Below are 22,545 nucleotides of genomic sequence, written 5' to 3' on the forward strand. Positions count from 1 at the left end.
AGATTATGCTTTTTGACGAGGTTACCGCGGCACTTGATCCCGAGATCGTGCGCGAAGTGCTAGACGTAATGCTAAATCTTGCCAAAGAGGGGCAGACGATGCTAATCGTGACGCACGAAATGGGCTTTGCGCGCGCCGTAGCCGATCGCATAGTTTTTATGGACGAGGGAAGTATCGTGGAGATTAACGAGCCGGAAGCGTTCTTCACCGCTCCGAAGAGCGAGCGTGCGAAGAAATTTTTAAATATGTTTGAATTTAAAAAATAAATTTTAATAAAGGAGAAAAGATGAAAAAAACGCTAAGCACGCTTTTTATCTTAGTTGCGTTATTTTTCGCAGGTTGCAACGACGAGGGCAAAGGCTCCTCAAATTCCGCACAAGGTTCCGCCGCTCCGCAAAGCTATATAGACGGAGTTAAAAAGCGCGGCGTGGTAAGGATCGCCGTTTTCGGCGATAAGCCGCCGTTTGGCTACATTGACGAGACGGGCAAAAACGCGGGATACGACGTGTATTTTGCAAAACGCATCGCAAAGGAGCTTTTGGGCGATGAGAGCAAGGTGCAGTTCGTGCTCGTAGAGGCGGCCAATCGCGCGGAATTTTTGGCGTCCGACAAAGTCGATATCACGCTTGCAAATTTCACCGTCACGCCGGAGCGTAAAGAGGTCGTGGATTTCGCGCTACCGTATATGAAGGTAGCTCTCGGCGTCGCGAGCAAGGGCGGCGATATCACCGACGTTTCGCAGCTTAAGGACAAAACGCTTTTAATCAACAAAGGCACGACCGCGGATCTGTATTTTACGAAAAACCACCCCGAGATCAAGCTTTTAAAATTTGACCAAAATACCGAGACTTTCGGTGCGATGCTGGACGGCAGAGGCGATGCGATCGCGCATGATAATACGCTTTTGTTTGCGTGGACGAAGTCAAACCCTGGCTTTAAGGTAGGCATCCGCTCGCTCGGCGATCAGGACGTCATCGCGCCTGCGGTCAAAAAGGGCAACGACGAGCTTCGCAAATGGCTTGACGATCTAATCGTAAAGCTTGCGGGCGAGAAATTTTTCCACGCCGACTACGACGCGACGCTAGCGCCGGTATACGGCGACGACATCAAAGCTGACGACGTCGTAATCGAGGGCGGGAAGTTATAAATTTAGTCCAAGCTTAAAGTGCATTTTGAGCTAAATTTCATTCCAGAGGATCAAAATGAGTATCACGTTTTTCGTCAAAAACAAAAAGAAGCCTTCGGGAGACGAAGCGCCCGTGATGAGCGTAGAGGAGGCACTACGGCTGGTGCCGAATTTATCGCAGTTTAACGCGGATGAAGACGACGAGGAATTTGACGCTGAGGGTTTTTACAGCACGAAGCTAAGCGAGCTTAGCTGCTTGACTGCAGGTGCGGACGGACTTAGCGGGCGCGGTCTTGAGGTATGCTACGAGGATGGCGCGTATAATGTCTGTATCGGCACGCCTAGCACCCGTTCAGACTGGCGGATCGCGCTAGAATACCTCAAAAATTTGGCCCTGAAAATGGACGGCGAAATCACGAGCGAGGACGGGGAGAAATTTAGCGCGCAAAATATCGAGGGCTTTGACTTCGAGTCTGATATACACGCTGGACTTGCAAATATAAAACGAAATTTGGAAGAGAAAGCGGTAATGTGTACGATTTACGGCGTGCGAAACGAAGTTTCATTTGATCAAAAAATTATCGCGCACATTATGGACGCGCCGGATCCCGCAGACGAATTTAGCAAATTCGTAACCGATATCCAAAACCTAAACGCATATTTTTCAGATCAGATGTTTTCCGGCATAAACGAGGATAGTGAGATCATAGGGCGATATATCCTTCCGCAAGATATTGCTGCCGTACTACCCTTTGAGCCCAGAGTGGATTACAATAATTTACAAATTCTGGGCGAGAAGGAAGTTTCGCGGTGGAGCGTCGCCATTTTTGGAGGCGATGAGGATCATTGTGAAAAGCACGATATTCTTGCGACGCTGAAATATGAAAATTTCATCCAAAATTTGCCGAAAGAAAAATACGAATTTATCGACGCGAAAAACATAATCGTAAGCGCATTTAGCAAAGCGGAATTTGACGCTCTCATCGCAAAATGCGGCAAAGAGGGGCTGGCGGACTAAGCGGTTTATCTTGCCGCGGAATTTTACCGCCATGCTGTAATGAGACAGAGAGTAAATTTAGCCTAGCCGAAATGCAGCCTAGCGCCCGTCGTCGCGGCAAATTTTAAGTCGCGCGCGGCGGCGTAAAATTTCAAGCGATAGTAGAATTCTAATACAAACTGCTTGTGCGATAAAAATTTATATCGCACAAGCAGTGATAAATCGCGAGCGGCCGTGCATTAAACAAATCGAAAATTTATAAAAATTTTATAGACGGCTTGCAAAATTTATGCAGATACTAACCGCGCACTCATCCTATCTTTTGATTAGAGCTCAAAGCAGCTTGTAGGCTACGCGCGGGCTAAATTTCCGTACCGATGAGCCAAACGCACGATCCGCGCAACGCATCCATTTCTACGTTTAGCTAGACAGCGCATCTGTGTCGTGTAGCTGAGCCTACAATCCCGCGCGCTTTGTCCTATCTTACGCCGCTACGGCCGTATGCAGCCGCCTCTGCCATACTCCACAGCGCTGCTGCTCGCCTCATTCGCTCCAAATTTTGCGGTTCAAATTTAGCTCGCTCACGATACCCGCAAGCGCGCCGATCTCATCTACGTAAAGCGCTATCGTGGCGTCCTGCTTTAGCGAGCAGTCGATTCTAGGCTCGAAATTATCGCGCCAGGTCTCGATCGCCACGTAAATTTTATCCTCCCTTAGCACCGCGTTTATCTGCGAGCCCAGCCTTAGATAGATCTCCGTCAGTCGCTGCATCAAAAGCGGCGTCAGAGCGTATCTAGCGCCTACCTGATCGGTCGTATAGACGTCGAAAAACTCCTCAAATTTCACATCGTCCATATTCGCTCGCTGCCCGTATTTGCGCAGATTTCGCGAGTTTTTGTGACATACGCGCACCTCGCAGTTAAGCCTTTTATGAAAGTCCGCGACGAAAAGCACTCCGTGAAATTTTATGTCGGTGCGAGTGCCGTTTTTGGTGCGCACCTTTTCGGCGGCGTAAAAGTCGCTAAACCTCACGCGCACGCCCTGCACCTCCCCGCTCATCATATCCTCGCTCGATTGCTCGTTTATGTAGCAGTCGTAAATTTCAAAAAACTCATCCACCCCCAGCCCGCCGCTTTCGTCGTAGCTAAGCCCGAAGCTTTTTGCGATGCTCGCGATGATCCTGCTTTTGAAATTTGATCTGAAATTCCGTCTTTTGCTCGCCGTCAAAAGAGCGCTCACGACGCCATAAACGGAGATGCCGAAAAATACGCCGGGCGCCACTTCGTCCCAAAAGCGCGCCACCAGTGCGCCCACACCGAGCCCTACGACAGCGGCGATGAGACTGGCCTTTTTCACCGCTTTTTGCAGCGCCGCGCGCTCATCCTCCAGGCTCTGCAGATCGGCTAGAAAGTTAAATTTTGATCCGGCTGCTCCGCTCTCTTTGCCCCCGCCCTCACCTTCGACGGCTTTGGGCTCAAACCTTCCGTAAGTAGCGCTCATGCGGCTATCGCTGTCCTTAAAGCCGCTACCCTCGCCCGCTTCAGCTTTTAATACCTGCCCCTCTTTCACATCGGCGCTTAAAATTTGCCCATCTTGCGCTGTGCCCTGCCCTAGCGCACCTGTATTTTGCGCCGTGTCGAAGTCGCTAAATTTATCAAAATTTGCGCGCTGCGTGCCGCCGTTTTTGCCAAAGTTTAAGCTGTAAAATAGGCGGTAGAGCAGCCCATTTAAGAGGGGAAAGATGATGAAAAGCGCGACTATGAGCCAATTCGTATCAAACGAGACGGGCTTCGCCCTCGTATTTAAAAGCACGTAAAGCCCGAGCAGCAGCAGGGTTATCAAAAATGAGACGAGCTTGCTAATACGCGCGAGCTTTTCGCGCCGTTTTTCAAGCAGGTAAAGCTCCTCTAAATCGCCGTTTCTATCCATAATCCGCCTTTTGTAGCGCATTTAAGCGCCGGTTTTTGCCGCGCAAATGTTTAAATTTAACCGCGCGCCGCAGCCTGATCGCCGCTAAATTTAGCGCCCTGCTGTGATAAATTTTAAAATTTACTCCACCGCTTTAAATTTAGCCGTTATAAAATTTTAAATTTCGTCTTTGCCGCGGCGCAGTTCGTTTAATGCGGGCAAATCTTTAGCGCATCTTTCAGCCGCCCTAGCCCGTCTTTTAGCAGCGCCCTAGAGGTCGCGATATTTAAGCGCAAAAATTTCTCGCCGCCCTTGCCGTATTGCGCGCCACAGGAGAGATACAGCCCCGTTTTTTCGCGGATGAAGCGCGCAAGCTCCGCGCTATCCTGCGTGTAAGCGCCCGCATCGAGCCACATCAGATAGGTCGCGTCTTGCGGCACGACATGCACCTGCGGAAGCTCACGCGCAATAAATTCCGTCGCGAATTTGCGATTTTCGCTGAGGTATTCGCGCAAGGCGTCCAGCCACGCCGCACCCTTCGTAAATGCGGCGATCGCGCCCTGCACTGCGAAAAAATTCGGCTCGGCGATGTCGTCGGAATTTAGCGTCTTTGAAATTTTATGACGTAAGCGCTTATCTGCGGCAAAGACCGCCGCGCTTTGTAGCCCCGCGATGTTAAACGCCTTGGTTGGCGCGATTATGCTAGCCGAAATCCTCTCACAGCTCTTACTTGCCGCGGCAAATGGCGTGTAACGCACGCCGGGCTCGGTCAAATCGCAATGCACCTCATCGCTAAGCACCGTAACGCCGTGCTTCTCACACAGCTCGCCGATACGAGCAAGATCGTCTCTGCTAAAGGTGCGGCCGACCGGATTGTGCGGGTTGCAAAGGATAAAAAGCGTCGTCTGCGGATCGGCGAGCTTAGCCTGCATATCCTCCCAATTGATGCTATAATCGCCGTTAGCGTAGGCAAGCTCATTCTCCACAGGCACGCGGGCGGCGTTTTTGATGCAGTAGTAAAAGCAGTTGTAAACGGGGCTCATTAGCAGCACGTTTTCGGCGAGCGAGGTGAGCTTACGGATGATCGAATCGATCGCAGGCAGCGTGCCGCTAGCATAGATTAGCCACTCCTTTTGGATTTCATAATCGTGGCGCGCGAGCCACCAGCCTTGATACGCGCTGCGCCATTCATCATCCACAAGCGAATAGCCCAAAACCCGCTCATTTAGCCGCTTTTGCAGAGCCTCGATGATCTCGGGCGCTACGGCAAAGTCCATGTCCGCGACCCACATCGGAAGCTCATTCTCGCCTACGTCCCATTTAAGCGACTTCGTGCCGCGGCGGTTTGGCAGAGTGTCGAAGTCGTATTTCTCCTTGCCACTTATAAAATCAAAAAGTCCCATCTTACGCCCTTAATTCAGTAATAATTTCAGTTTTAGACGCGTCCGTTGCGCCGTCTAGGATCAGCTCGCCGATGCTTGCCGCGCGGATCAGCCCGCTGCTCGGATTTTTGACGCTATCGATCGCACCTTTTATCTCGGCACGGACGTCGCTGTATTCAAACGCTAGCGTCGTATTTATGAGCTCGCAGTCTTGCAAGCGCAAATTTTGCATATAGCAAAAGCCCTGCAGGCTCTCGATCTTGCAATTTTTAAGCGTTACGTTTTTGGAATTCCACCCGAAGTACTCGCCCGCGATGAAGCAGTCCTCGATAAGGATATTTTCGCAGTTCCAAAACGCGTCCTTGGATAGGAGCTTAGAGTTTTTGATCGTTACGTTTTTGCAGCCGTCAAAGCAGTAATCCCCAAAAAGCGATAGATTTTCGATACTTAAGCTTTCGCAATCAAGCCCAAAATAAGCGCCCTTTGCGGTGACATTTTTTAGCGTGACCTCGCTGCAGTGCCACAAGGTCTCTTGCGCGTCGTGAAATTCTACGTTTTGTAGCGCGGCGTCTTTTACGCGGCGAAACCCTTTAGGCGCACCGTAGAGGCAATCTTTTAGCACCACGCCGCGGCTATACCAGATCCCTGCGCGCGCGATCTCGTCGAAGAAGCAGTCTTGCGCGCGGATATTTTCGGCGTACCAAAACGGATATTTCCACTCAAATTTACAGTTTTGCGCGACGATATTTGCGCTGTGTTTTAGCGGCGACTCGCCCTCACCGAAGACGGAATTTTCGATCCGCAGATCCTTTGCGCCGAACAGCGCGCGCTCGCCGCTAAAGTGCTTTTGTCTTAATATTTGCATGGCTTTCCTTAGATTTAAAATTTGCTTCAGATTATACAAGGAATTTCAAAATTCCGCATAGATTAGGCGTATGAAACGCAAGCGAATTTTAAAAATTTTAAAATTTAAAGGCGGCGAGGGGCTAAATTTGATGTGCCTCGGTAGTGGTTACGAAACATATGCGGTGAATGCGCGGCAAATAGCCGCGCGCCTATAAGTCAATGGTGTACGTGCAAAATGCCCATAAGCGCGTCAGGTAGCCACGGCTAGCCGCGTATTTACGCAGGCATCTGTATCTGCTCGCGACGCGTGTCGCTCGAAAGATACATAAAATTTATCGCAAGCGGCGCTTTATAAAATTTATAAAATTTTCTCCGAGCAACGTGTAAATTTTAGCAGACGTCGCAAAGAAGCGTAAAATTTTACCCCGCGCACAAACAGGGCGCGTCTAATGTTCGTGGTGATGCAAGTGGATGTCTTCGCCGCGGTCTCGATCCGTAGCACGCTTTCGCAGATCAAAATACACAAAAAGCCCGCTGGGCTCGCCATCCTCGTAAATTTCAAGCTTGTAGCGCATTACGGCGTGCGTGCACACTGCAACGTCAAGCGTCGCTTCATAGCCGTCTGCACTGCGCTTTAGCGGGAATTCCGCATTGCCCATATTCATACTCACGCCCGAAATTTTAACGCTCGGATTTTTCAGCTCACGCGAAATTCCGCTTATTTTTAGCTCGTTTGCTCCCGCTTCGATCGGATGGCGCGCCACGCTAAAGAGCGCCTTCTGCCCGCCCGCGTTAGTCTCGCAGTCCTGTGCGGCTAGATTGCAACCCAGACGCGTCCTTATGTCCTTAAATAATGCATCGCTCTCATCCGCGCCAAATCCTAAAGTAGCGGCGAAAATCAAGCTAAAACGTAGAGCCTTTATCATTATGATCCTTTGTAAATGAAATTTGTGCGCAATTTTAGCAGAAAATTCCACGCCTATTAAAAATATTTATTAAAATTTTAGCTAAAATAACGATATCTTTTACGAAAGGATGAAAAATGGCTGAGTTTTTAATCAAAGACGCCAAGGACGGCTGCAAATTCGATCTACTTTATGACGGGCACGTACTGTGCACCTCCGAGGTTTACACGAGCAAGGCCGCTTGCAAAAACGGCATCGAAAGCGTCGCAAAAAACGCCGCGCTAAATAAGATCGAGGATCAAATCGCAGGCGGAGAAAAGCTAAATAATCCGAAATTTGAGCTTTACACCGATAAAGCAGGCAAGGTTCGCTTCCGCCTAACGGCTAGCAACGGACAGATCATCGCCGTTAGCAAGGATTTTGAGGCCAAGGCGGACGCCCTAAAAGTAATAGAACTTATTGTAAAACAGGCCCCAAAAGCCAAGATCAAGGAGGCGTAAATGGACATAAACGGACTTGTAAATATGGTCTCGGCGCTTAAAAGCGACGATAAAAATTTAAGAGAATTTCAAAGCGGTCCGGTCGCTTTTATCGAGAAATTTTTAGGCGTGGATCTGCCAGACGATCAGACAAATGCGATAATTGCGGGCATCAGCTCAAATTTTTTAAGCAAAAACGAAAGCGGCGGATCTAGCTCGCTAGGCTCGATGCTGGGCGGACTTTTGGGCGGCGGCGAGGACGTGCAAGCAAACGCCGTCGATAGCAAAGGCGTGGATTTTAGCGCGCTGATCGGCAAAATCGCAAGCGCCAAGCTCGACCTCAACGGCGACGGCAAAATCGATATCAACGACGCAAGTAGCTTTTTGGGCGATCTTTTAGGAGGAGGCGCAAACGGCGAAGACAAGGGGTTAAATTTAGGCAGCCTGCTAAAAACGTTTAAAATTTAAACGAGGCTAAATTTAAAACGCAGGCCGGATTTTGCGCGACGATGTTTAAATTCGCGCGCGCTATTTAATCCGCGCCTGCGCAATGCGGCGCTCACATGAAGGTTTAAATTTACGCTACGTCGCGCACAAAAACCTCGCGCTTAATTAAGGCGAACTCAAATTTAAAGTAAAAGTTATTTAAAATTTAAGCCCGTTTTGCCTTTGCAGAATTTTATTTATGGCACCTCGACGGAGCGCCCCGCTCGGCCCTCTTTAAATCCTCGCTTCAAGATGAAACAATCTCAAATGCGCTTAAATTTTATCTTTGCTCTTTAACCTCCGCTTCAAATTTAATCACTCTTTGGCTCCGTTTTATTTTGTACTGATTCAAATCTCCTCGCAGCGCATAATAAGTCGTCAAATTTCATCAAAATTTTAAAAACGGCTATAAATTAAGCGATAAAGAGTTCGCCTAAAAAGGATATATTTTATTTCTATTTACTGTTTAGGTAGTATAATCATCCTTGTCCGACAAGATAAAACCTCCTTTTTGTATGAAGCCCGAGTTTAAAAGCTCGGGCTTTTTTTATGCCCGAAATTCTGCTATAATCCCGCCAAAAACTGCAAGGAAATTTTATGCTTTCACATATCGACGAAAACAATATGCCCCGCATGGTAGATGTCGGCGCTAAGGACGATAGCGAGCGTGTAGCCACTGCTAGCGGCATCATACGAATGAGTGCGGAGGCGTTTGCCGCCGTCAAGCAAAACACTGCCAAAAAAGGCCCCGTGCTTCAAACCGCCGTCGTTGCCGCGATAATGGGCGCTAAAAAGACGAGCGAACTCATACCAATGACCCATCCGCTTACGATTACTTCGATTAAAACCGATATTGAGGAGCTTGCGAGCGAATGCGCGTTTAAGCTTTTCGTAACTGTAAAAATCACCGGCAAAACCGGCGTCGAGATGGAGGCGCTAACGGGCGTGAGCGTGGGGCTGCTGACGATTTACGATATGCTAAAAGCGATAGATAAGTCGATGCAGATCACGGATGTAGTGCTGCAGCGCAAAGAAGGAGGCAAAAGTGGCGTGTATACTAGGAGCTGAAAAGCCAAAAATCGACTATCCGCTCTTCTGGGAATATAAAATTATCCTGGACGCAAGCACCCAAAAGCGCGAGCAGATCGATGAAATTTTAAAGGGCGAAAATTACAAAATAGACTTTTCGCGCTTTTCAAACGGCGGCAAATATATGAGCTTCAACGTAAGCGTTTTCGTCAAGGACGACTTACATCGAAACGAAATTTTCGAGCGCTTAAAAGCCCACTTTAAATATGTATTGTGACAGGAGATGAAATGAAAGAAGCAATAATCAAAAAATTCGGCGCCGATCTCGCGCAAATTTCACAAGCCGAGCTGGCCTCATATGTGCAAGAGCTCGCCTTGCAAGAAGCCACGAAGGCTTTGTGTGAGCTTGACGACGAGAGTAAAAGCGCCAAAAGCACGCAATTAATCCTAGACTTCGCAGCCGAGTTAAAAGACGCGGGCGCGCTTAGCGATGAGACGGCAGAAGCCCTACTTAACGGCGTTAAAAAGGCGCTGTGCGACGAGGACGAGCAGGCTCTTTACAAGCTCATCTACGACTACGACGATCTGCGCAAAAAGATCGCTTGTAAGCAAAAGGCGATTAAAACCCTTGTTTTGCGCAGCTACGACGATCTGGATACCGCGCTGCAAAACGCAAGCGAAACAGAAGCAAAAGAGCACATAGGCGCGGCGCTACAGCAAGCGATTGCGAGTAAACTACCGCTTGCGGACGTGCTGAAAGAAGCGAGCGAACTGGCCTTCATAAGCGTGCTCGAAAGCGGCACCGACATCGAGGACACCGCACACGAGACGGCGAAAAACATCGCATTTTCGGCTATAGGCGACGGGGAATTTACGAAATTCCGTACAAAAGAAATTTCAAAAATCATCATAAATCGCGCGATTTTCGTCGCAAACGAGAGCAAAAATACAGCCTCTGCGCTGATTAGAGGCGCGATTTTAGGCTGCTACGACGGCATAAACAAAGCCGCCGAAAGATACCGCGACGAGCTAAGTTTCTCGCCAGCAAGCGACGCGCAGAGCCTAGAGAACGAAAGGCTTCAAATTTCGCAGATGAGCGAGCTATTTAGCGCCGTGCTAAGCGACGCGGTCGCAAGCTCGGAGGAGCCCGCTAAAAGCGAAATCGCCAAGATCGCCGATGAAGAATTCGGAGGCTATTTGGCTAAATTTAGAAAAATTTCAAGCGATCTTGCCGAGCAACTAAGCGCCAAAATCGGCGAGATCGAGCTTGGCGAGCGCGCAAAAAAGGCGAGCGCCAAAGCGCGCGAAATCACTCAAGAACTAAGCCAAAAAAGCGCCAAAATCATCGAAAACCTCGATCTGGACGAGAAGCTCGACGCAATCAAAAAAGAGCTTAGCGAATTTGAAAAGAAAATGAGCCAAAAATTTGCCGAGCTAAAAAGCTCCGACGTCGCTAAAAACGTAAGCGAAAGGGCGCGCGAGATGAGCGCTAAGGCTTACGAGGCCGCAAAAGAGACGATCGCCAAGCTAAAGTCCAAAAAGGACTAAATGGGCGCCGCAGGCGCAAAATCCCTAGCGGTAAACACTCAGCGCTCACTGCTTTGCGCTGCAAAATTTACTAGCATGCCTTAAAGCTCGTGTGCCCTAAAAGAAAGGAGCTTTCGTTAGAGTTTGCGAGGCCTGCGCAGAATTCTTTATGCGCTTTAACAGCGCTGTAAAATTCCATGCCGATAAAGAATTTTACGAATTTTGCATAACTAAATTTAGATGCGCGCTGCAAAATTCCGTGCCGCCAAAAATCCTACGGCGATGCGAGACCCCGGTCCAACCAAATCTTGCCGCAGTGATAAAATTCTAAGTGCAAAATTTTATAGCTGTCAGAGCATATATAAAATTCCAAAAACGGCGCGGATTTTTAAGCTTGAAATTTCATCGCGTAGATTTGCGTAGCAGAATTTTAAAATTCTAAACGCGTAAAATTTTAAAATTCCATCCAAAATGATACGGCGTGGTTTGCAGTTTGAAATTTTATCCCGACGCGCGCAAATGAAATTTCGCGAGATAAATTCTACGAAAAGGCGTCTTGGCGTTTGGCATTTCTACGATCATTTTCACTGCAGCGTAAGATGCGATGTGAGGAGCTACCACTAAGCTAACAATTAGAATTTTACGTTGCAAAGATTAGCGCGACTCATCTCGAATCATAGCGACATCCGAACCCATTTTATCGCACGATTTAATCGCATAAATTTTAAACCGATCTTGCTGCGCCCGGGCCGAGCGCCTGGTGTAAATAAAATTCTACCGGATTTATCGTTGCGTAAATTTAAAACCGCGCTCCCGCTCTATTTGGGCGCAGAGGCGCCTTATTTATACAACGTCGCACTTGGATTTGGATAAATCCACTACTTTCACACAGCAATGCCTCGTTTACGCCACGATAAAATTCTGCGAAATCTCCGCTAAATTTTATCCCTAAATTACAAAGCCTAATTCTATTTTAAAGACGACGGGTGTTCTTAAATTTCACGGCAAATTCCAAATAGATCGCGCCTGCAAAATCCGGCAATCCAAAATAAAATTCTAAAAATTTAACCAAATTTCGCTAAAATCGCCGCAAAATTCCAAGGAGAAAAGATGAAAAAATTAGCTCTTTTAATATCCTTTGCTGCGATGATGATTTTTACCGGCTGCGCGAGCACCACGCAAGGCGGCGCCGTAGGCATCGATCGCTCGCAATTCATCACCGTAAGCGAAGCTGAAATGGATCAAAGTGCCGCGCTTGCCTACAAGCAAATTACTGCCCAAGCAAACGCCAAGCACGTCCTAAATACCGATAAAAAGCTAACTGATCGTGTTAGAGGCATCTCGAGGCGCCTAATAGCTCAAGTAGGCGCATTCCGCAAAGACGCACTAAAATGGAACTGGCAGGTAAACGTAATCAACGACCCTACGATCAATGCTTGGTGTATGCCTGGCGGTCGCATCGTCGTATATACGGGCATCATCGAAAAGCTTAAGCTTACCGATGCCGAGCTGGCTGCTATTTTGGGGCACGAGATGTCGCACGCATTGCGCGAACACAGTCGCGAGCGAGCCTCGACTGAACAGATGAAAGATGTCGGTATCGCCGTAGCAAGCTCTGCAGCAGGGCTTGGAGATCTGGGCTCAGCGGCTTTGAACATGGCGGCTCAATACACATTCACACTGCCGTTTTCGCGCACGCATGAGACGGAGGCCGATCTGATGGGCGTTGAGCTGATGGCGCGCGCAGGATACGATCCAAGGGCAGCGATAAACGTCTGGGAGAAGATGAACAAGCTAAATGAGAGCCATCCGCTTAAATTTATGTCCACGCACCCTTCAAACGACGATCGCATCGCCGATCTAAAAGAGGTGATGCCGAAAGTCTTGCCGCTTTACGAGGCCGCCACAAGAAATAGATAGTCTTGCGATTTAAAATTTCGCAAGAGTTTGCGCGCTGAGGTTTTTTAAGTAGCAGGTTTTATCGTCGCATTTAAATTTCTCAATGGGCTTGCGCACAGCGCTAGGATTATCCGCCGCCGCGCCAAAGCTCTATCGCGATAGAATCTCGCCGCGACAAAGGCCTGCCGCAGCGCGAAATTTTAAATTACCGCAAAATTCTACGCACGGGCGCGAGGCATTTTCCACGCCTTTTGGATTTTAAAGCGTTTTTAGATATAATCATAAATATTTATTTTTAAATTTCAAAGGATAAAAAATTTGGACACGGACAGTTCGGTTTTAATGTTAGTTTTAGCTTTTGTATTCATCTTTATGAATGCTTTTTTTGTTCTTTCGGAATTCTCAATCGTCAAAGTAAGAAAGTCTCGCCTCGAAGAGCTTATCAAGGATAAAATTCCAAACGCAAAGCTCGCTTTTAAAATTTCAAACTCCCTAGACACCTACCTCAGCGCCACACAGCTAGGCATCACGATAAGTTCGCTCGCCCTCGGCTGGATCGGCGAGCCCGCGGTATCAAGACTGATCGAGCTGCCACTAAGATCCATCGGCATAGGCGGCGGAGCGGCGGCGCATACGATCGCCTTCGTCATATCTTTTACGCTCGTTACGCTATTTCACGTCGTGCTCGGCGAGCTGGTGCCAAAATCCATCGCTATTGCCAAAACCGAGAAGATCGTGCTTTTTATCTCCAGACCGCTTCATATTTTTTGGATTATGTTTTTTCCGATCATAAAAGCGTTTGACTTCATCGCTGCCGTCTCGCTTAAAATCATCGGCGTAAAGCCTGCCAAAGAGAGCGAGCTTGCGCTTTCGGACGAAGAGATCAAAATCATCGCGAGCGAGAGCCTAAAAGGTGGTGTGCTCGATAGCCTAGAGACCGAGATCATCAAAAACGCCGTCGATTTCAGCGACACGGTCGCCAAAGAGATAATGACGCCGAGGCGCGATCTAGTTTGCCTAAATAAGCAAAAAAGCTACGATGAAAACTACGCAACCGTATTGCAGTCGAAATTTACGCGCTTTCCATATATCGACGGCAGCAAAGATAACGTCCTAGGCCTCATCCACATCCGCGACATCATCCAGCAAAAGGGAGATAAAAGCTTCGATAAGATCGTGCGCAAGCTCATCATCGTGCCTGAAAACAGCCCGATCTCTAAAATTTTACCTATGATGAATAAGCAGCGCATTTTTGCCGCGCTCGTCATCGACGAATACGGCGGTACTGCGGGATTTTTGACGATGGAAGACATCATAGAAGAAATTTTTGGCGACATCAACGACGAGCACGACGCGAATGCACAAAATTTCAAACGTATCGACGAGAACACCTTTGAGTTTAGAGGGCGTTTCGAGATCGAAGGCGTCGAGGAGGTTATGGGCATTGACTTTGATGAGGAGACCGAGCAGCTAACGATCGGCGGCTACGTCTTTAATCTCTTCGGCAGCCTACCTGAAATCGGCGATAAAATAAGCGATGAAAACTGCGACTATGAAGTGCTGCGAATGGATGGCACAAGAGTTTCACTCGTAAAAGCGATCAAAAAAGCAGTCGCGCAGCCCCAAGAAAATGAAGAAGCTGAGAAAAATAACTAAGCCAAAGTATGGGTTAATAAATTTCACTCTGCGATGCTGCGTGCCGGAAATTTCAAACATGCTGCCACTTGCGACGCTCTCAATCCCCATATAGGGCAAAAATTTATTCACCGCTCCCACATAGATGCCCTAATAGCGAGCACAGGAATGCCCGCCGCCCTGTAGGGTTTATAAAAGTGCTATTTATAAGTCCTCTTCATATTACAAACAAAAGGCGAAATTCTACCGCGAAAATTCTGCCAGAGCGACGCTAGATAGAATTTCTTGATGAGCCTATTTTTAAATTTTGCGAGATCGTAGATTTTAAAAATTTCAAAATTTTGCGGAATTTTAAAATTCTAATTGATCTAAATTTCTCGCCTAACTTAAATATCAAGCCCCACTACAAGCCAAGACCAAGCGAATTTTAAAGCCAAAGCCTAAGCGCAAAATTTTCTAAAATTATAAAGATAAAATTTTACCGCGCAGTATCGCAGAATTAACTCTATCGATTTTGATCATAAAATTACGCTAATCCTGCTTTAAAACTTCGCAATTTTAAATTCTAAAAATTCCTAAGTAATCAAATCGGCACGCCTTAAAATTCCGCATAAATAAATCTTAAATTCCTTTTTGCTACCATAACGAAAATTTTTCGCACGGATGGCTTTATGACAAAACACAAATTCTCATCGCGTTGGGCTTTTATCATCGCTTGCGTGGGCTCCGCCGTAGGTATGGCAAATGTCTGGGGCTTCCCTTATAAACTCGGCACGAACGGCGGCGGCGCATTTTTGCTAATTTACGTTTTTTTCGTAGCGCTGTTTTCATACGTGGGTCTAAGCGCCGAATACGCGATCGGTCGCCGCGCCAAAACAGGCACGCTAGGCTCATACGAATACGCGTGGAAAAGCCGCGGACTGGGCGCTATTGGTAAGGTTATCGGCTGGCTACCGCTTGCCGGTTCGATGTGTATCGCAGTGGGCTATGCCGTCATCATCGCCTACGTTCTAAAGGCGCTAGTACAAGCCATAGACGGCTCGCTAATGAGTGAAAATACCGATACGTGGTTCAACTCTTTTGCCCTGACGCCCTACTCCGTGGTGCCTTATCACTGCATAATCGTCGCAGGCACGTTGCTGACGCTATTTTTCGGCGCCAAAAGCATCGAAAAAACGAATAAAATTATGATGCCGCTATTTTTCGTGCTATTTGCGATTTTAGCGGTTAGGGTCGCGACGCTGCAAGGTGCTGCGGGCGGATATGCCTTTCTTTTCGGCGCCGATTTTACTAAGCTAGCAGATCCGATGGTTTGGATTTCTGCGATGGGACAGGCATTTTTCTCGCTATCTATTACGGGCTCAGGGATGATCGTCTATGGCGCGTATCTATCCAAGGACGAAGACGTCGTATCTGCGGCGAAAAATACCGCGCTATTTGACACGCTAGCCGCGATGGTAGCTGCGCTAGTGATGATCCCTGCAGTATTTGCCTACGGAATGGATCCTGCGGCGGGGCCTAAGCTACTTTTCGTAACTCTGCCTAAAATTTTGCAAGATATGGCAGGTGGTAGAATTTTTGCGGTGATTTTATTTACTGCCGTGATTTTTGGTGGAATTTCATCGCTTCAAAATATGTTCGAAGTAGTTGCCGAATCGCTAATGCATAAGTTTCCAAGGCTAAGCCGTGCATTCACGCTTGCGCTATTGTGCGCGATCTGCCTTGGTGCGGGCCTTGGTATGGAAGCGATAAGCTCATGGGGACCGTGGATGGATTTCGTATCAATTTATATCATTCCGATCGGAGCAGTAATCGGCGCGATATCGTGGTTTTGGGTGATTAAGCGGAATGAAATTTTAGATGAGATCAATCTGGGCGCAGATAGGGCTCGCGGCAAGCTCTGGTATGATATCGGGCGCTTTGTCTATGTCCCGCTGGCGCTACTTTTATGCATAATCGCGCTTAGTATGCATATTTCGTTTTGAACTAAAATCTTTCTAGATTTATAATTAATAGTATTCTCTCATAATGGAGTTTTAGCAAATCACATTTATAAATCATTGCATTATCCATATAAATAATGTATAATGCAATCAAAAAGGAGACAATATGACGCGATCTATAAACGTAAATTTTAGAATGGATGCCGAGCTTAAAAAAGGGTTGGAGGAAGTATGCTCTGAAATGGGGCTAAATTTAACTACTGCTTTTACAATATTTGCTAAAAAAGTATTGCAAGAACGCAAAATTCCTTTCGAGTTGACGGCAGATCCCTTTTATAGCCACGAAAATTTATCTCATCTTAAGCGCTCTTTTGACGAATTAAAGGAAAATAGCGGGATTGAACGCGATTTATTAGAAGCGGAGCAATGAAAAAAATCTGGTCGCAAGAAGCTTGGAAGGATTATCTGTATTGGCAGGAAAATGATAAAAATATTATAAAGCGCATAAATAAGTTAATCCTAGATATAGAGCGTAACGGCTACGATTGTATAGGCAAACCCGAAGCGCTAAAGGGCAATTTATCGGGGCTTTATAGTGTTAGAATAGATGGAAAAAATCGGCTCGTATTTAGAATATCTAATGGCGCCATAGAAATAGCTCAGTGTAAAACTCACTATGGAGATAAGTAAAATACGTACAAAAGCATCAATATCAAAGCGGTAGTATTTGTCCCAAAAAAACTTTCACACCCAAAAAAGGCGTAGAATTTTAAAATTTTATCTTATTTTATGGCTTAAAATTTTGAAATTCAGTCTAGATTTAAGACAGCAAATTTCGAAATTTTGCCTTTGGCTGTTAAAAAGAAATTTTGTCGTTAAATTTAACAACAGAAATTACTTTTTAATAAATGCCGTATCTACAAAAGAGTATTATGAGCTGCTACAATATTTCAAGGCGCTAAACGTAAAAATAGAAGATCGGACCGACTTTATACCGCAGGCTCAAAATAGCGGCTATTTCACCGATAAAAACGAAATTTACAGCGACGATTTTAGTGATACACAAATTCCGAAGAAAAATTTTAAATGGAAGCTTAGGCGGTTTTTTAGTTTGGATTGAAATTTTAGTCCAAACGGTAAGTTCTTAAATTTAGCGAGAATTTCACGAGCAAATAGAGAGTAGGGCGGCGAGGCAAATATTGCTCGCTGTTATCTCCAGCCTGCCGCAACTCAAAGTTACGATAAGTCAAATCAACTCAGTCACCACTGCAAGCGCAAGGCTATAAAATTTAAATCAGCTCCGCGACCTATCGTTGCAGTCGCGAGGCTGTAGCAAGCAAATTGGTCCCAATACACAGCCAGACTATATAAAGCAGCGGCAAGTCGAAATCGATATGCCTCGCCGTAGCAAAACCACGGCGAGTTTGGCTAAAGCCTGTAGGGGATCGGCGTATCTAGTCCAAGCCAGCAATGAGCCAGTCTTAAACCCCAGACCACTCCTAATCCTTACTTCGCCCCTTTAGGCGGCATAAATGCGGTTAGTTTGATATCCTCGCCCGCCTTGTGTTTATAAAGCTCGATATCCACCAGCGCCGTGTGGGAGATGTTGCCGTTGGCAAGCTCGCTCGTAGGAAGATCGATCGTAAGCACGTTCGGACTTCCGTTTTTGCAAAGCCCCTCGGCGTTAGGATCGTACCACGCGCCTTCGAAGATCTGCACCACGCCGCGCATTATGTCGCTGCTTACGTTCGCACCTGCTAAAATTTCGCCGCGAGCGTTAAACACGCGCACCAGATCGCCCTGCTTAATGCCGAGCTCCTTAGCGTCCTCGGTATTTATTAGCACCGGCTCGCGATCCGCGACGGCGTATCTCTTGCGATTTGAGGTGTTACTCTGCTGCGAATGCAAGCGGTCATACGGATGGATGCTAAGCAGGTGAAATTTCGCAGGCCTATCCTTCATCCCGAGCCACTCGACGGGCTCGAACCACATCGGATGCGCGCCGCAGTCTTTGTAATTCATCGCAGCGATCGTATCGGAGTAAATTTCAATTAGCCCGCTAGGCGTTCCCAAAGCCTCCAAAACGGGATCGTTTCTAAAATCCTCAAACGTCACGTATGCGGCACTCTCGGGCGTCTCGTAAAATTCCGTCGGCTCGTTTTTCTCCCACCACTGCTCAAAGCTCGGCATCTGCATACCCAAAGCGGTGTTTGCGTTCACGGCGCTCGCCGCCCCTTCGTAAAATTCCTTGATCCAGTCCATCTCCGTTTTGCCGCCGTCTGTATAAACCTCGGCAAGCCCATCTGCATAAGCCTTGCAAAGGTCGGTAAAAATTTGATAATCGTCCTTCGCGCCGTGCTGCTTAGCGACGACCTGCTTCATCGGGATGATATGCATGTTGGAGTAGTCTCCGCTCATCGTGATGTCGTTGCGCTCATACTCCGTCGTGGTCGGAAACACGATGTCCGCCATCTTAGCAGTCGGCGTCCAGTAAATTTCATTCACTACGATGGTGCGCGGCTTGCGCCAAGCCTTGATATTGGTGTTGGTGTCTTGATGGTGCACGATCGGATTTCCACCGACCCAGTAGATGAAGTCTATCTTCGGATAGGTGATCTTTTCGCCGTTTGCATCGATCGTCTTGCCAGGATTTAGTAGTGCGTCCGCGATGCGAGCTAGAGGGAAGGCAACCTTCGCCGTATTTGCTAGCCACGCTTGAGTAGCTTCGCCGCCTTGCTTCTGATCCTGCGCAAGCCCTAGGAATTTTCCGTCCTTAACGATGCCGACGCTTGCCGCGTTCATTCTACCGATCACGCCGCCCGCGCAGGTAGGCGCGCCGCCGTTAGCATAGTGGTAGCTAAAGCCAAAGCCCCCTCCGGCAAGTCCGATCTGCCCCAGCATCGCGCATAGAGTTACGATCATCCAGTGCGCCTGCTCACCGTGATGAGCGCGCTGAATACCCCAGCCCGCCATTATCATCGTGCGGTTTTCGTAAAATTTTATCGCAAGCTCTTTAATCACGTCCGCGCTAATGTCGCAAATTTCACTAGCCCACTCCGGCGTCTTAGCCACGCCGTCGCTCTGCCCCGTGAGGTATGGCACGAATTTTTCAAAGCCCACGGTGTAGTTTTGTAAAAATTCCTTATCGTACTTGCCCTGCGAGTAGAGGTGCTGCGCCATACCTAGCATCATCGCTACGTCGGTGTTCGGGCGAGGGGCGATCCATCGCGCCTTGCCCTCGAAATACTTGCCGCTTACGGTTTTGATTGGATCGATGATGATGATCTCTTTGTCGCTGTTTTTTAGCTGCTCGAAATACTTAAATCCCTGCTCGTCCGAGCTCGTCCACGCCACGCGAAGCGTAGAGATCGGATTTAGACCCCAAAAGACCACGACTTTGGAGTTTTCAAGCACTACGGGCCACGAGGTTTGCTGCTCATAAACCTGATTTGAGCCCGTTACGTGCGGCATGATAACCTGCGCCGCGCCAGTGGAGTAATCGCCCGTGACGCCCGTAAAGCCGCCGCTTAAGTTCATAAATCTATGAAGCAGCGTCCTTGAGACATGCACGTTGCCCGTGCTCTGCCAGCCGTAGCTTCCCGCAAATACCGAGTCTGCGCCCTTTTGCTCGCGCGTCTTTTTAAGCTCGCGCGCGACGAGTTTGATCGCGTCTTCATATTTTACCTCGATCCATTCGTCAAGCCCGCGAAGCTCGGGCTTAGGGTTATCGGGATCGGCGAGGTAGGATTTTCGCACCATCGGCGCTTTGATGCGCGTATTATAAACGAGATCCGCCATCGTATTTTGAAGAGTATTTGGAATTTTAGAGGTGATCTTCCACGGCGCGGATTTTACGATCTTGCCGTTTTTAACGCTCGCTTTTAAAATTCCCCACCGCGCCGCGGTTAAAATTTCGCCGTTTTTCTTAAGCGAGGTGAGTTTGTCCGCCGCGAGCATCGAGCTTGGGATGAGCGGAAGCGCCGAAACCGCCGCGCCGAGCTTTAAAAAATTTCGTCTTTTCATTTCATATCCTTTAAATTTACGTCCTTGGAGTGCTTTTGCAGATACTGTACCACCGTCCAACTCTCATCCTTGCTAATAGGCGTGCGCGAAAGCATCGATTTGATATAGCCCGGCCATCTGTTGGCTTCGTAATCGGCCGGCTGGTGCAGAGCGTGACAGACGCTACACGAGGCTTCAAATTTCTCCTTGGCGCTCGCGAAAATTTTATCCACGTCGCCGCTTAGCGCGCCCTCGTCGGTGTAGGCGGTTATTTTAACCTTATTAAAGCCGTCCTCTTCGCCCAAGCTCTCGCTTTGAAATTTAGCCTGCTTCGAAAACGCCACCGCGATTATACGTGCTTTAGGCGTGAAATAAATAACGTTAGGCGCCTTTGGATTTTGATAGCCGGTGATCGAAAATTTCACCACTCCGTCCTTGACCTCCAGTACCTCTATGGCATTCGTAGGCAGCAGCCTGCCGTCCTTATGCGACAAATCGCCGCTTACGCTTACCTGCTTTAGCACCGTGCCGTAAAGCGTCTCGCCCGCCTTAACCTCGGCGCCAGCGTAGCTTGCGATCACAGCCGCAAGAGCCGCCGCAGCCGCAATAGAATTTAAAAACTTCATGCTTATCCTTTCTAAAAATTTTAAAAACTTCTCGTAAATCTGCCGTATAAAAAGCCCGCAAACATCACGGTTAAAATCGCCGTGAATGCCGCAAACGCTACCTGCGCGCACTGCGCCGCGTCTGCAAATTTAATGCTCGGCACCAGATAAAATCCCTCGCCGTAAAATCCGCCGAAAAAGCTCTGCACATCGCTAAGCGCGGTGCCTGCGGGGAAGGACGGGGTGCCCGTGCAGCTTGCGGGGCGAAATAGCTCCGGCAGCAAGCTATCAAGCGGCGCCGCAAAAGGAAATGTGGGTGCTGCGAGGCAATTTGCGGTATCTGCGGCGGGGTGCGACGCGGAGCTTTGTAAATAGCCGTATATCGCACCCGTAAAGCCAAGCGCGTAAGCAACGAGCTTGCTATGAAGCTAAACGGCATCAGTAGGCCGATGAATGCGCCCACGCCCGCTACGGCAAAGCCCAGACGCACGAGGGCGCTCATCTGCGTAGGCGACATAAAAAGGCAGCGCTGAAAGAAAAAATATGATGTCGCAAGATAGCCTGCGCTTATCACAAAGAGCCAAAACCACGGCGCAGCGGTATTTTGCCACGCGTAAATCTTTAAAATCAATCTATTCAAGATCTCCTCCGTCTTATAAAATTCTTAAGAATACTTTTTAATCTTAAGATTTAAATTTATGAGGGAATTATAGCAATAAAAGATAAAAATTCAGGCCTGTATTGCCCTAAATATCGGAGTTTTATAAGCTTTAAGCTTAACGTATAAAATTTCAATTTTAAAATTTGACGCTCCTTGCGTGGCGGCAGAAAGTTTTTGAGATATAAAATTAAAATGGTAGATTTTATAAAATTTATCTTTATTCGGCTCTGTTTTGAGGAAAAATAAAATTTTGATCCGAAGTAGGGCGGTTTTTATCCCGGTCGCACGCCTTCCTTGAAAAAAAGAGTGGGCGCAGAGCAGAAAGGAGAGCGGGGCAAGACGAGATGCGGCAGAACGAGGCTCGGTGCGACAAGATAGAATAAAGCTAGCCGTGTGGCGCAAATTTTAAAACCATGCGCGCTTAAAATTGCGATCACCCGAAGTTGTACTCGATCAAAACAGCCCGTGATCGAAATTTACGCCTTACGGCGGCGTGGCGCAGCAAATCTAAAATTTAAAATTTAAGGCCGCTAAAAACGCCGCTGCATAAATCCTCCGACTAAATTTTATCCGTTTAATTCGCCCTGCCGCGAGCCCGTTTAAATTTAAACTCTTTGCGCCCAAGATACTGCGCGCGCTTGGGATGAAATAAAGAAAAGGACGATTCTGCGTCAAATTCGAAAAACTATTCCTGCGCGCTAAAGTCGGTTTGGTAAATTAAACCGACAAGATCGATTCTGAATGAAGGCGGCTAGAAAAGGAGGCGATTCTACGCCGCAGATCAAAACCATAAATACGCATGGGCGAGAGATAAAGAAGGCGGCGGCGCGGATCGACTTTGCGCGCGAGCGCATAGAAGTGCGCGCAGCGTTATTTTGCGATAAAATTTTGCGGATTTGATCTCGCGCGCAAAAGGCAAGATCAAGATTAAATGCCCGACAAGAGCAAATTTTACGCAAGCCGCGCAAGAGCGGTCTTGCGCGAGCGCTAAATCGCGGCTTTTAGCGCTTCAAATTTCGCGTCTTGCTCGGCTAGCAGCTGTCCTTTCTCATCGCGCGAAACGTAAATTTTAAAGATATTCTCGCCCGCTTTGTCGTAAAAGCCCACAAATTTCG

At 47.8% G+C, this 22,545-nt stretch carries 23 protein-coding genes and 1 pseudogene; 16 read left to right on the forward strand and 8 right to left on the reverse strand.

What is annotated here, in order from left to right; genetic code table 11:
• The 3 genes and pseudogenes from Q0369_RS09690 to Q0369_RS09700 form a co-directional block, all read left to right on the forward strand.
• A pseudogene (locus Q0369_RS09690) lies at positions 1-266 on the forward strand (amino acid ABC transporter ATP-binding protein); the annotation flags it as partial.
• Positions 267-286: 20 nt separating this feature from the next.
• A complete protein-coding gene (locus Q0369_RS09695; protein WP_298099205.1) occupies positions 287-1,147 on the forward strand; it encodes a cysteine ABC transporter substrate-binding protein in 861 nt (286 codons plus the stop codon).
• A 55-nt stretch (positions 1,148-1,202) separates the two neighbouring features.
• Positions 1,203-2,144: a DUF4299 family protein gene (locus tag Q0369_RS09700; RefSeq protein WP_298099208.1), complete on the forward strand. Its 942-nt coding sequence runs from the start codon at positions 1,203-1,205 to the stop codon at positions 2,142-2,144.
• 522 nt (positions 2,145-2,666) lie between these two features.
• Here the strand turns inward: Q0369_RS09700 and Q0369_RS09705 are convergent.
• The 3 genes from Q0369_RS09705 to Q0369_RS09715 all read right to left on the reverse strand — a co-directional run bounded on the left by Q0369_RS09705 (position 2,667) and on the right by Q0369_RS09715 (position 6,278).
• Positions 2,667-4,052 carry a DUF3137 domain-containing protein gene (locus tag Q0369_RS09705; RefSeq protein ID WP_298099210.1) on the reverse strand — a complete coding sequence of 462 codons (1,386 nt, stop codon included), beginning with the start codon at positions 4,050-4,052 and terminating at the stop codon, positions 2,667-2,669.
• 188 nt (positions 4,053-4,240) lie between these two features.
• A complete protein-coding gene (locus Q0369_RS09710) occupies positions 4,241-5,434 on the reverse strand; it encodes a MalY/PatB family protein (RefSeq protein WP_298099213.1) in 1,194 nt (397 codons plus the stop codon).
• A gap of 1 nt (position 5,435) precedes the next feature.
• Positions 5,436-6,278 carry a DUF3737 family protein gene (locus Q0369_RS09715; RefSeq protein WP_298099216.1) on the reverse strand — a complete coding sequence of 281 codons (843 nt, stop codon included), beginning with the start codon at positions 6,276-6,278 and terminating at the stop codon, positions 5,436-5,438.
• Between the two features lie 70 nt (positions 6,279-6,348).
• Between Q0369_RS09715 and Q0369_RS09720 the strand changes: the two genes are divergently transcribed.
• On the forward strand, positions 6,349-6,474 hold the full coding sequence (locus tag Q0369_RS09720; RefSeq protein WP_297990243.1) for a hypothetical protein: 126 nt from the start codon (positions 6,349-6,351) through the stop codon (positions 6,472-6,474).
• Positions 6,475-6,705: 231 nt separating this feature from the next.
• Here Q0369_RS09720 and Q0369_RS09725 read toward each other — a convergent pair whose 3' ends face one another.
• Positions 6,706-7,185 carry a hypothetical protein gene (locus Q0369_RS09725; RefSeq protein WP_297904142.1) on the reverse strand — a complete coding sequence of 160 codons (480 nt, stop codon included), beginning with the start codon at positions 7,183-7,185 and terminating at the stop codon, positions 6,706-6,708.
• A 116-nt stretch (positions 7,186-7,301) separates the two neighbouring features.
• Here Q0369_RS09725 and Q0369_RS09730 point away from each other — a divergent pair, with 116 nt between their 5' ends.
• The 11 genes from Q0369_RS09730 (at position 7,302) to Q0369_RS09780 (ending at position 17,282) form a co-directional block, all read left to right on the forward strand.
• The gene (locus Q0369_RS09730) at positions 7,302-7,664 is read left to right on the forward strand and encodes a DUF1508 domain-containing protein (RefSeq protein WP_297917808.1); all 363 of its coding nucleotides are present in this window, start codon (positions 7,302-7,304) and stop codon (positions 7,662-7,664) included.
• Positions 7,665-8,111: a hypothetical protein gene (locus Q0369_RS09735; protein ID WP_298099219.1), complete on the forward strand. Its 447-nt coding sequence runs from the start codon at positions 7,665-7,667 to the stop codon at positions 8,109-8,111.
• A gap of 615 nt (positions 8,112-8,726) precedes the next feature.
• Positions 8,727-9,197 carry a cyclic pyranopterin monophosphate synthase MoaC gene (moaC, locus tag Q0369_RS09740; protein WP_297917802.1) on the forward strand — a complete coding sequence of 157 codons (471 nt, stop codon included), beginning with the start codon at positions 8,727-8,729 and terminating at the stop codon, positions 9,195-9,197.
• The gene (locus tag Q0369_RS09745) at positions 9,175-9,435 is read left to right on the forward strand and encodes a DUF493 domain-containing protein (protein WP_297921867.1); all 261 of its coding nucleotides are present in this window, start codon (positions 9,175-9,177) and stop codon (positions 9,433-9,435) included. The genes moaC and Q0369_RS09745 overlap by 23 nt, the downstream gene beginning before the upstream one ends.
• A gap of 11 nt (positions 9,436-9,446) precedes the next feature.
• The gene (locus tag Q0369_RS09750; RefSeq protein ID WP_298099222.1) at positions 9,447-10,706 is read left to right on the forward strand and encodes a hypothetical protein; all 1,260 of its coding nucleotides are present in this window, start codon (positions 9,447-9,449) and stop codon (positions 10,704-10,706) included.
• A gap of 1,089 nt (positions 10,707-11,795) precedes the next feature.
• Positions 11,796-12,605, forward strand: coding sequence for a M48 family metallopeptidase (locus Q0369_RS09755; RefSeq protein ID WP_298099225.1), 810 nt, complete (start codon positions 11,796-11,798; stop codon positions 12,603-12,605).
• 321 nt (positions 12,606-12,926) lie between these two features.
• A complete protein-coding gene (locus tag Q0369_RS09760; RefSeq protein WP_291939300.1) occupies positions 12,927-14,240 on the forward strand; it encodes a hemolysin family protein in 1,314 nt (437 codons plus the stop codon).
• 650 nt (positions 14,241-14,890) lie between these two features.
• A complete protein-coding gene (locus tag Q0369_RS09765) occupies positions 14,891-16,204 on the forward strand; it encodes a sodium-dependent transporter (protein WP_297960014.1) in 1,314 nt (437 codons plus the stop codon).
• Between the two features lie 124 nt (positions 16,205-16,328).
• On the forward strand, positions 16,329-16,592 hold the full coding sequence (locus Q0369_RS09770) for a type II toxin-antitoxin system RelB/DinJ family antitoxin (RefSeq protein ID WP_298099228.1): 264 nt from the start codon (positions 16,329-16,331) through the stop codon (positions 16,590-16,592).
• Complete coding sequence (locus Q0369_RS09775; protein WP_298099233.1) at positions 16,589-16,852, forward strand: Txe/YoeB family addiction module toxin; 264 nt, start codon at positions 16,589-16,591, stop codon at positions 16,850-16,852. Before Q0369_RS09770 ends, Q0369_RS09775 begins: the two co-directional genes overlap by 4 nt.
• A 37-nt stretch (positions 16,853-16,889) precedes the next feature.
• Positions 16,890-17,282, forward strand: a complete 393-nt coding sequence (locus Q0369_RS09780; RefSeq protein WP_298099236.1) for a hypothetical protein — start codon at positions 16,890-16,892, stop codon at positions 17,280-17,282.
• 386 nt (positions 17,283-17,668) lie between these two features.
• Here the strand turns inward: Q0369_RS09780 and Q0369_RS09785 are convergent, their stop codons facing one another.
• The 3 genes from Q0369_RS09785 to Q0369_RS09795 are packed head-to-tail and all read right to left on the reverse strand — an operon-like array spanning position 17,669 to position 21,053.
• Positions 17,669-20,185 (reverse strand): molybdopterin guanine dinucleotide-containing S/N-oxide reductase, encoded by a 2,517-nt coding sequence (locus tag Q0369_RS09785; protein WP_298099239.1) that lies wholly within the window; start codon positions 20,183-20,185, stop codon positions 17,669-17,671.
• A complete protein-coding gene (locus Q0369_RS09790) occupies positions 20,182-20,790 on the reverse strand; it encodes a cytochrome C (protein ID WP_298099243.1) in 609 nt (202 codons plus the stop codon). Before Q0369_RS09790 ends, Q0369_RS09785 begins: the two co-directional genes overlap by 4 nt.
• A 20-nt stretch (positions 20,791-20,810) precedes the next feature.
• Entirely contained in the window at positions 20,811-21,053 is a 243-nt protein-coding gene (locus tag Q0369_RS09795; RefSeq protein WP_367178996.1) for a hypothetical protein, read from the reverse strand.
• A 1,118-nt stretch (positions 21,054-22,171) separates the two neighbouring features.
• Between Q0369_RS09795 and Q0369_RS09800 the strand changes: the two genes are divergently transcribed.
• Positions 22,172-22,330, forward strand: coding sequence for a hypothetical protein (locus Q0369_RS09800; RefSeq protein WP_298099247.1), 159 nt, complete (start codon positions 22,172-22,174; stop codon positions 22,328-22,330).
• An 87-nt stretch (positions 22,331-22,417) separates the two neighbouring features.
• Here the strand turns inward: Q0369_RS09800 and Q0369_RS11255 are convergent, their stop codons facing one another.
• Positions 22,418-22,537, reverse strand: a complete 120-nt coding sequence (locus Q0369_RS11255; RefSeq protein WP_366125042.1) for a ChuX/HutX family heme-like substrate-binding protein — start codon at positions 22,535-22,537, stop codon at positions 22,418-22,420.
• Positions 22,538-22,545 lie beyond the last annotated feature (8 nt).

The organism is uncultured Campylobacter sp. (assembly GCF_938030685.1).
GTDB lineage: Bacteria > Campylobacterota > Campylobacteria > Campylobacterales > Campylobacteraceae > Campylobacter_B.

Bases quoted from the DNA above. Each gene is read 5' to 3' on its own strand.
- Q0369_RS09755 (WP_298099225.1), top strand. From the start codon at position 11,796: ATGAAAAAATTAGCTCTTTTAATATCCTTTGCTGCGATGATGATTTTT.
- Q0369_RS09760 (WP_291939300.1), top strand. From the start codon at position 12,927: ATGTTAGTTTTAGCTTTTGTATTCATCTTTATGAATGCTTTTTTTGTT.
- moaC (WP_297917802.1), top strand. From the start codon at position 8,727: ATGCTTTCACATATCGACGAAAACAATATGCCCCGCATGGTAGATGTC.
- Q0369_RS09775 (WP_298099233.1), top strand. From the start codon at position 16,589: ATGAAAAAAATCTGGTCGCAAGAAGCTTGGAAGGATTATCTGTATTGG.
- Q0369_RS09735 (WP_298099219.1), top strand. From the start codon at position 7,665: ATGGACATAAACGGACTTGTAAATATGGTCTCGGCGCTTAAAAGCGAC.
- Q0369_RS09715 (WP_298099216.1), bottom strand. From the start codon at position 6,278: ATGCAAATATTAAGACAAAAGCACTTTAGCGGCGAGCGCGCGCTGTTC.
- Q0369_RS09770 (WP_298099228.1), top strand. From the start codon at position 16,329: ATGACGCGATCTATAAACGTAAATTTTAGAATGGATGCCGAGCTTAAA.
- Q0369_RS09765 (WP_297960014.1), top strand. From the start codon at position 14,891: ATGACAAAACACAAATTCTCATCGCGTTGGGCTTTTATCATCGCTTGC.
- Q0369_RS09750 (WP_298099222.1), top strand. From the start codon at position 9,447: ATGAAAGAAGCAATAATCAAAAAATTCGGCGCCGATCTCGCGCAAATT.
- Q0369_RS09725 (WP_297904142.1), bottom strand. From the start codon at position 7,185: ATGATAAAGGCTCTACGTTTTAGCTTGATTTTCGCCGCTACTTTAGGA.
- Q0369_RS09790 (WP_298099243.1), bottom strand. From the start codon at position 20,790: ATGAAGTTTTTAAATTCTATTGCGGCTGCGGCGGCTCTTGCGGCTGTG.
- Q0369_RS09720 (WP_297990243.1), top strand. From the start codon at position 6,349: ATGAAACGCAAGCGAATTTTAAAAATTTTAAAATTTAAAGGCGGCGAG.
- Q0369_RS09785 (WP_298099239.1), bottom strand. From the start codon at position 20,185: ATGAAAAGACGAAATTTTTTAAAGCTCGGCGCGGCGGTTTCGGCGCTT.
- Q0369_RS09710 (WP_298099213.1), bottom strand. From the start codon at position 5,434: ATGGGACTTTTTGATTTTATAAGTGGCAAGGAGAAATACGACTTCGAC.
- Q0369_RS09800 (WP_298099247.1), top strand. From the start codon at position 22,172: ATGAAGGCGGCTAGAAAAGGAGGCGATTCTACGCCGCAGATCAAAACC.
- Q0369_RS09705 (WP_298099210.1), bottom strand. From the start codon at position 4,052: ATGGATAGAAACGGCGATTTAGAGGAGCTTTACCTGCTTGAAAAACGG.
- Q0369_RS09730 (WP_297917808.1), top strand. From the start codon at position 7,302: ATGGCTGAGTTTTTAATCAAAGACGCCAAGGACGGCTGCAAATTCGAT.
- Q0369_RS09700 (WP_298099208.1), top strand. From the start codon at position 1,203: ATGAGTATCACGTTTTTCGTCAAAAACAAAAAGAAGCCTTCGGGAGAC.
- Q0369_RS09695 (WP_298099205.1), top strand. From the start codon at position 287: ATGAAAAAAACGCTAAGCACGCTTTTTATCTTAGTTGCGTTATTTTTC.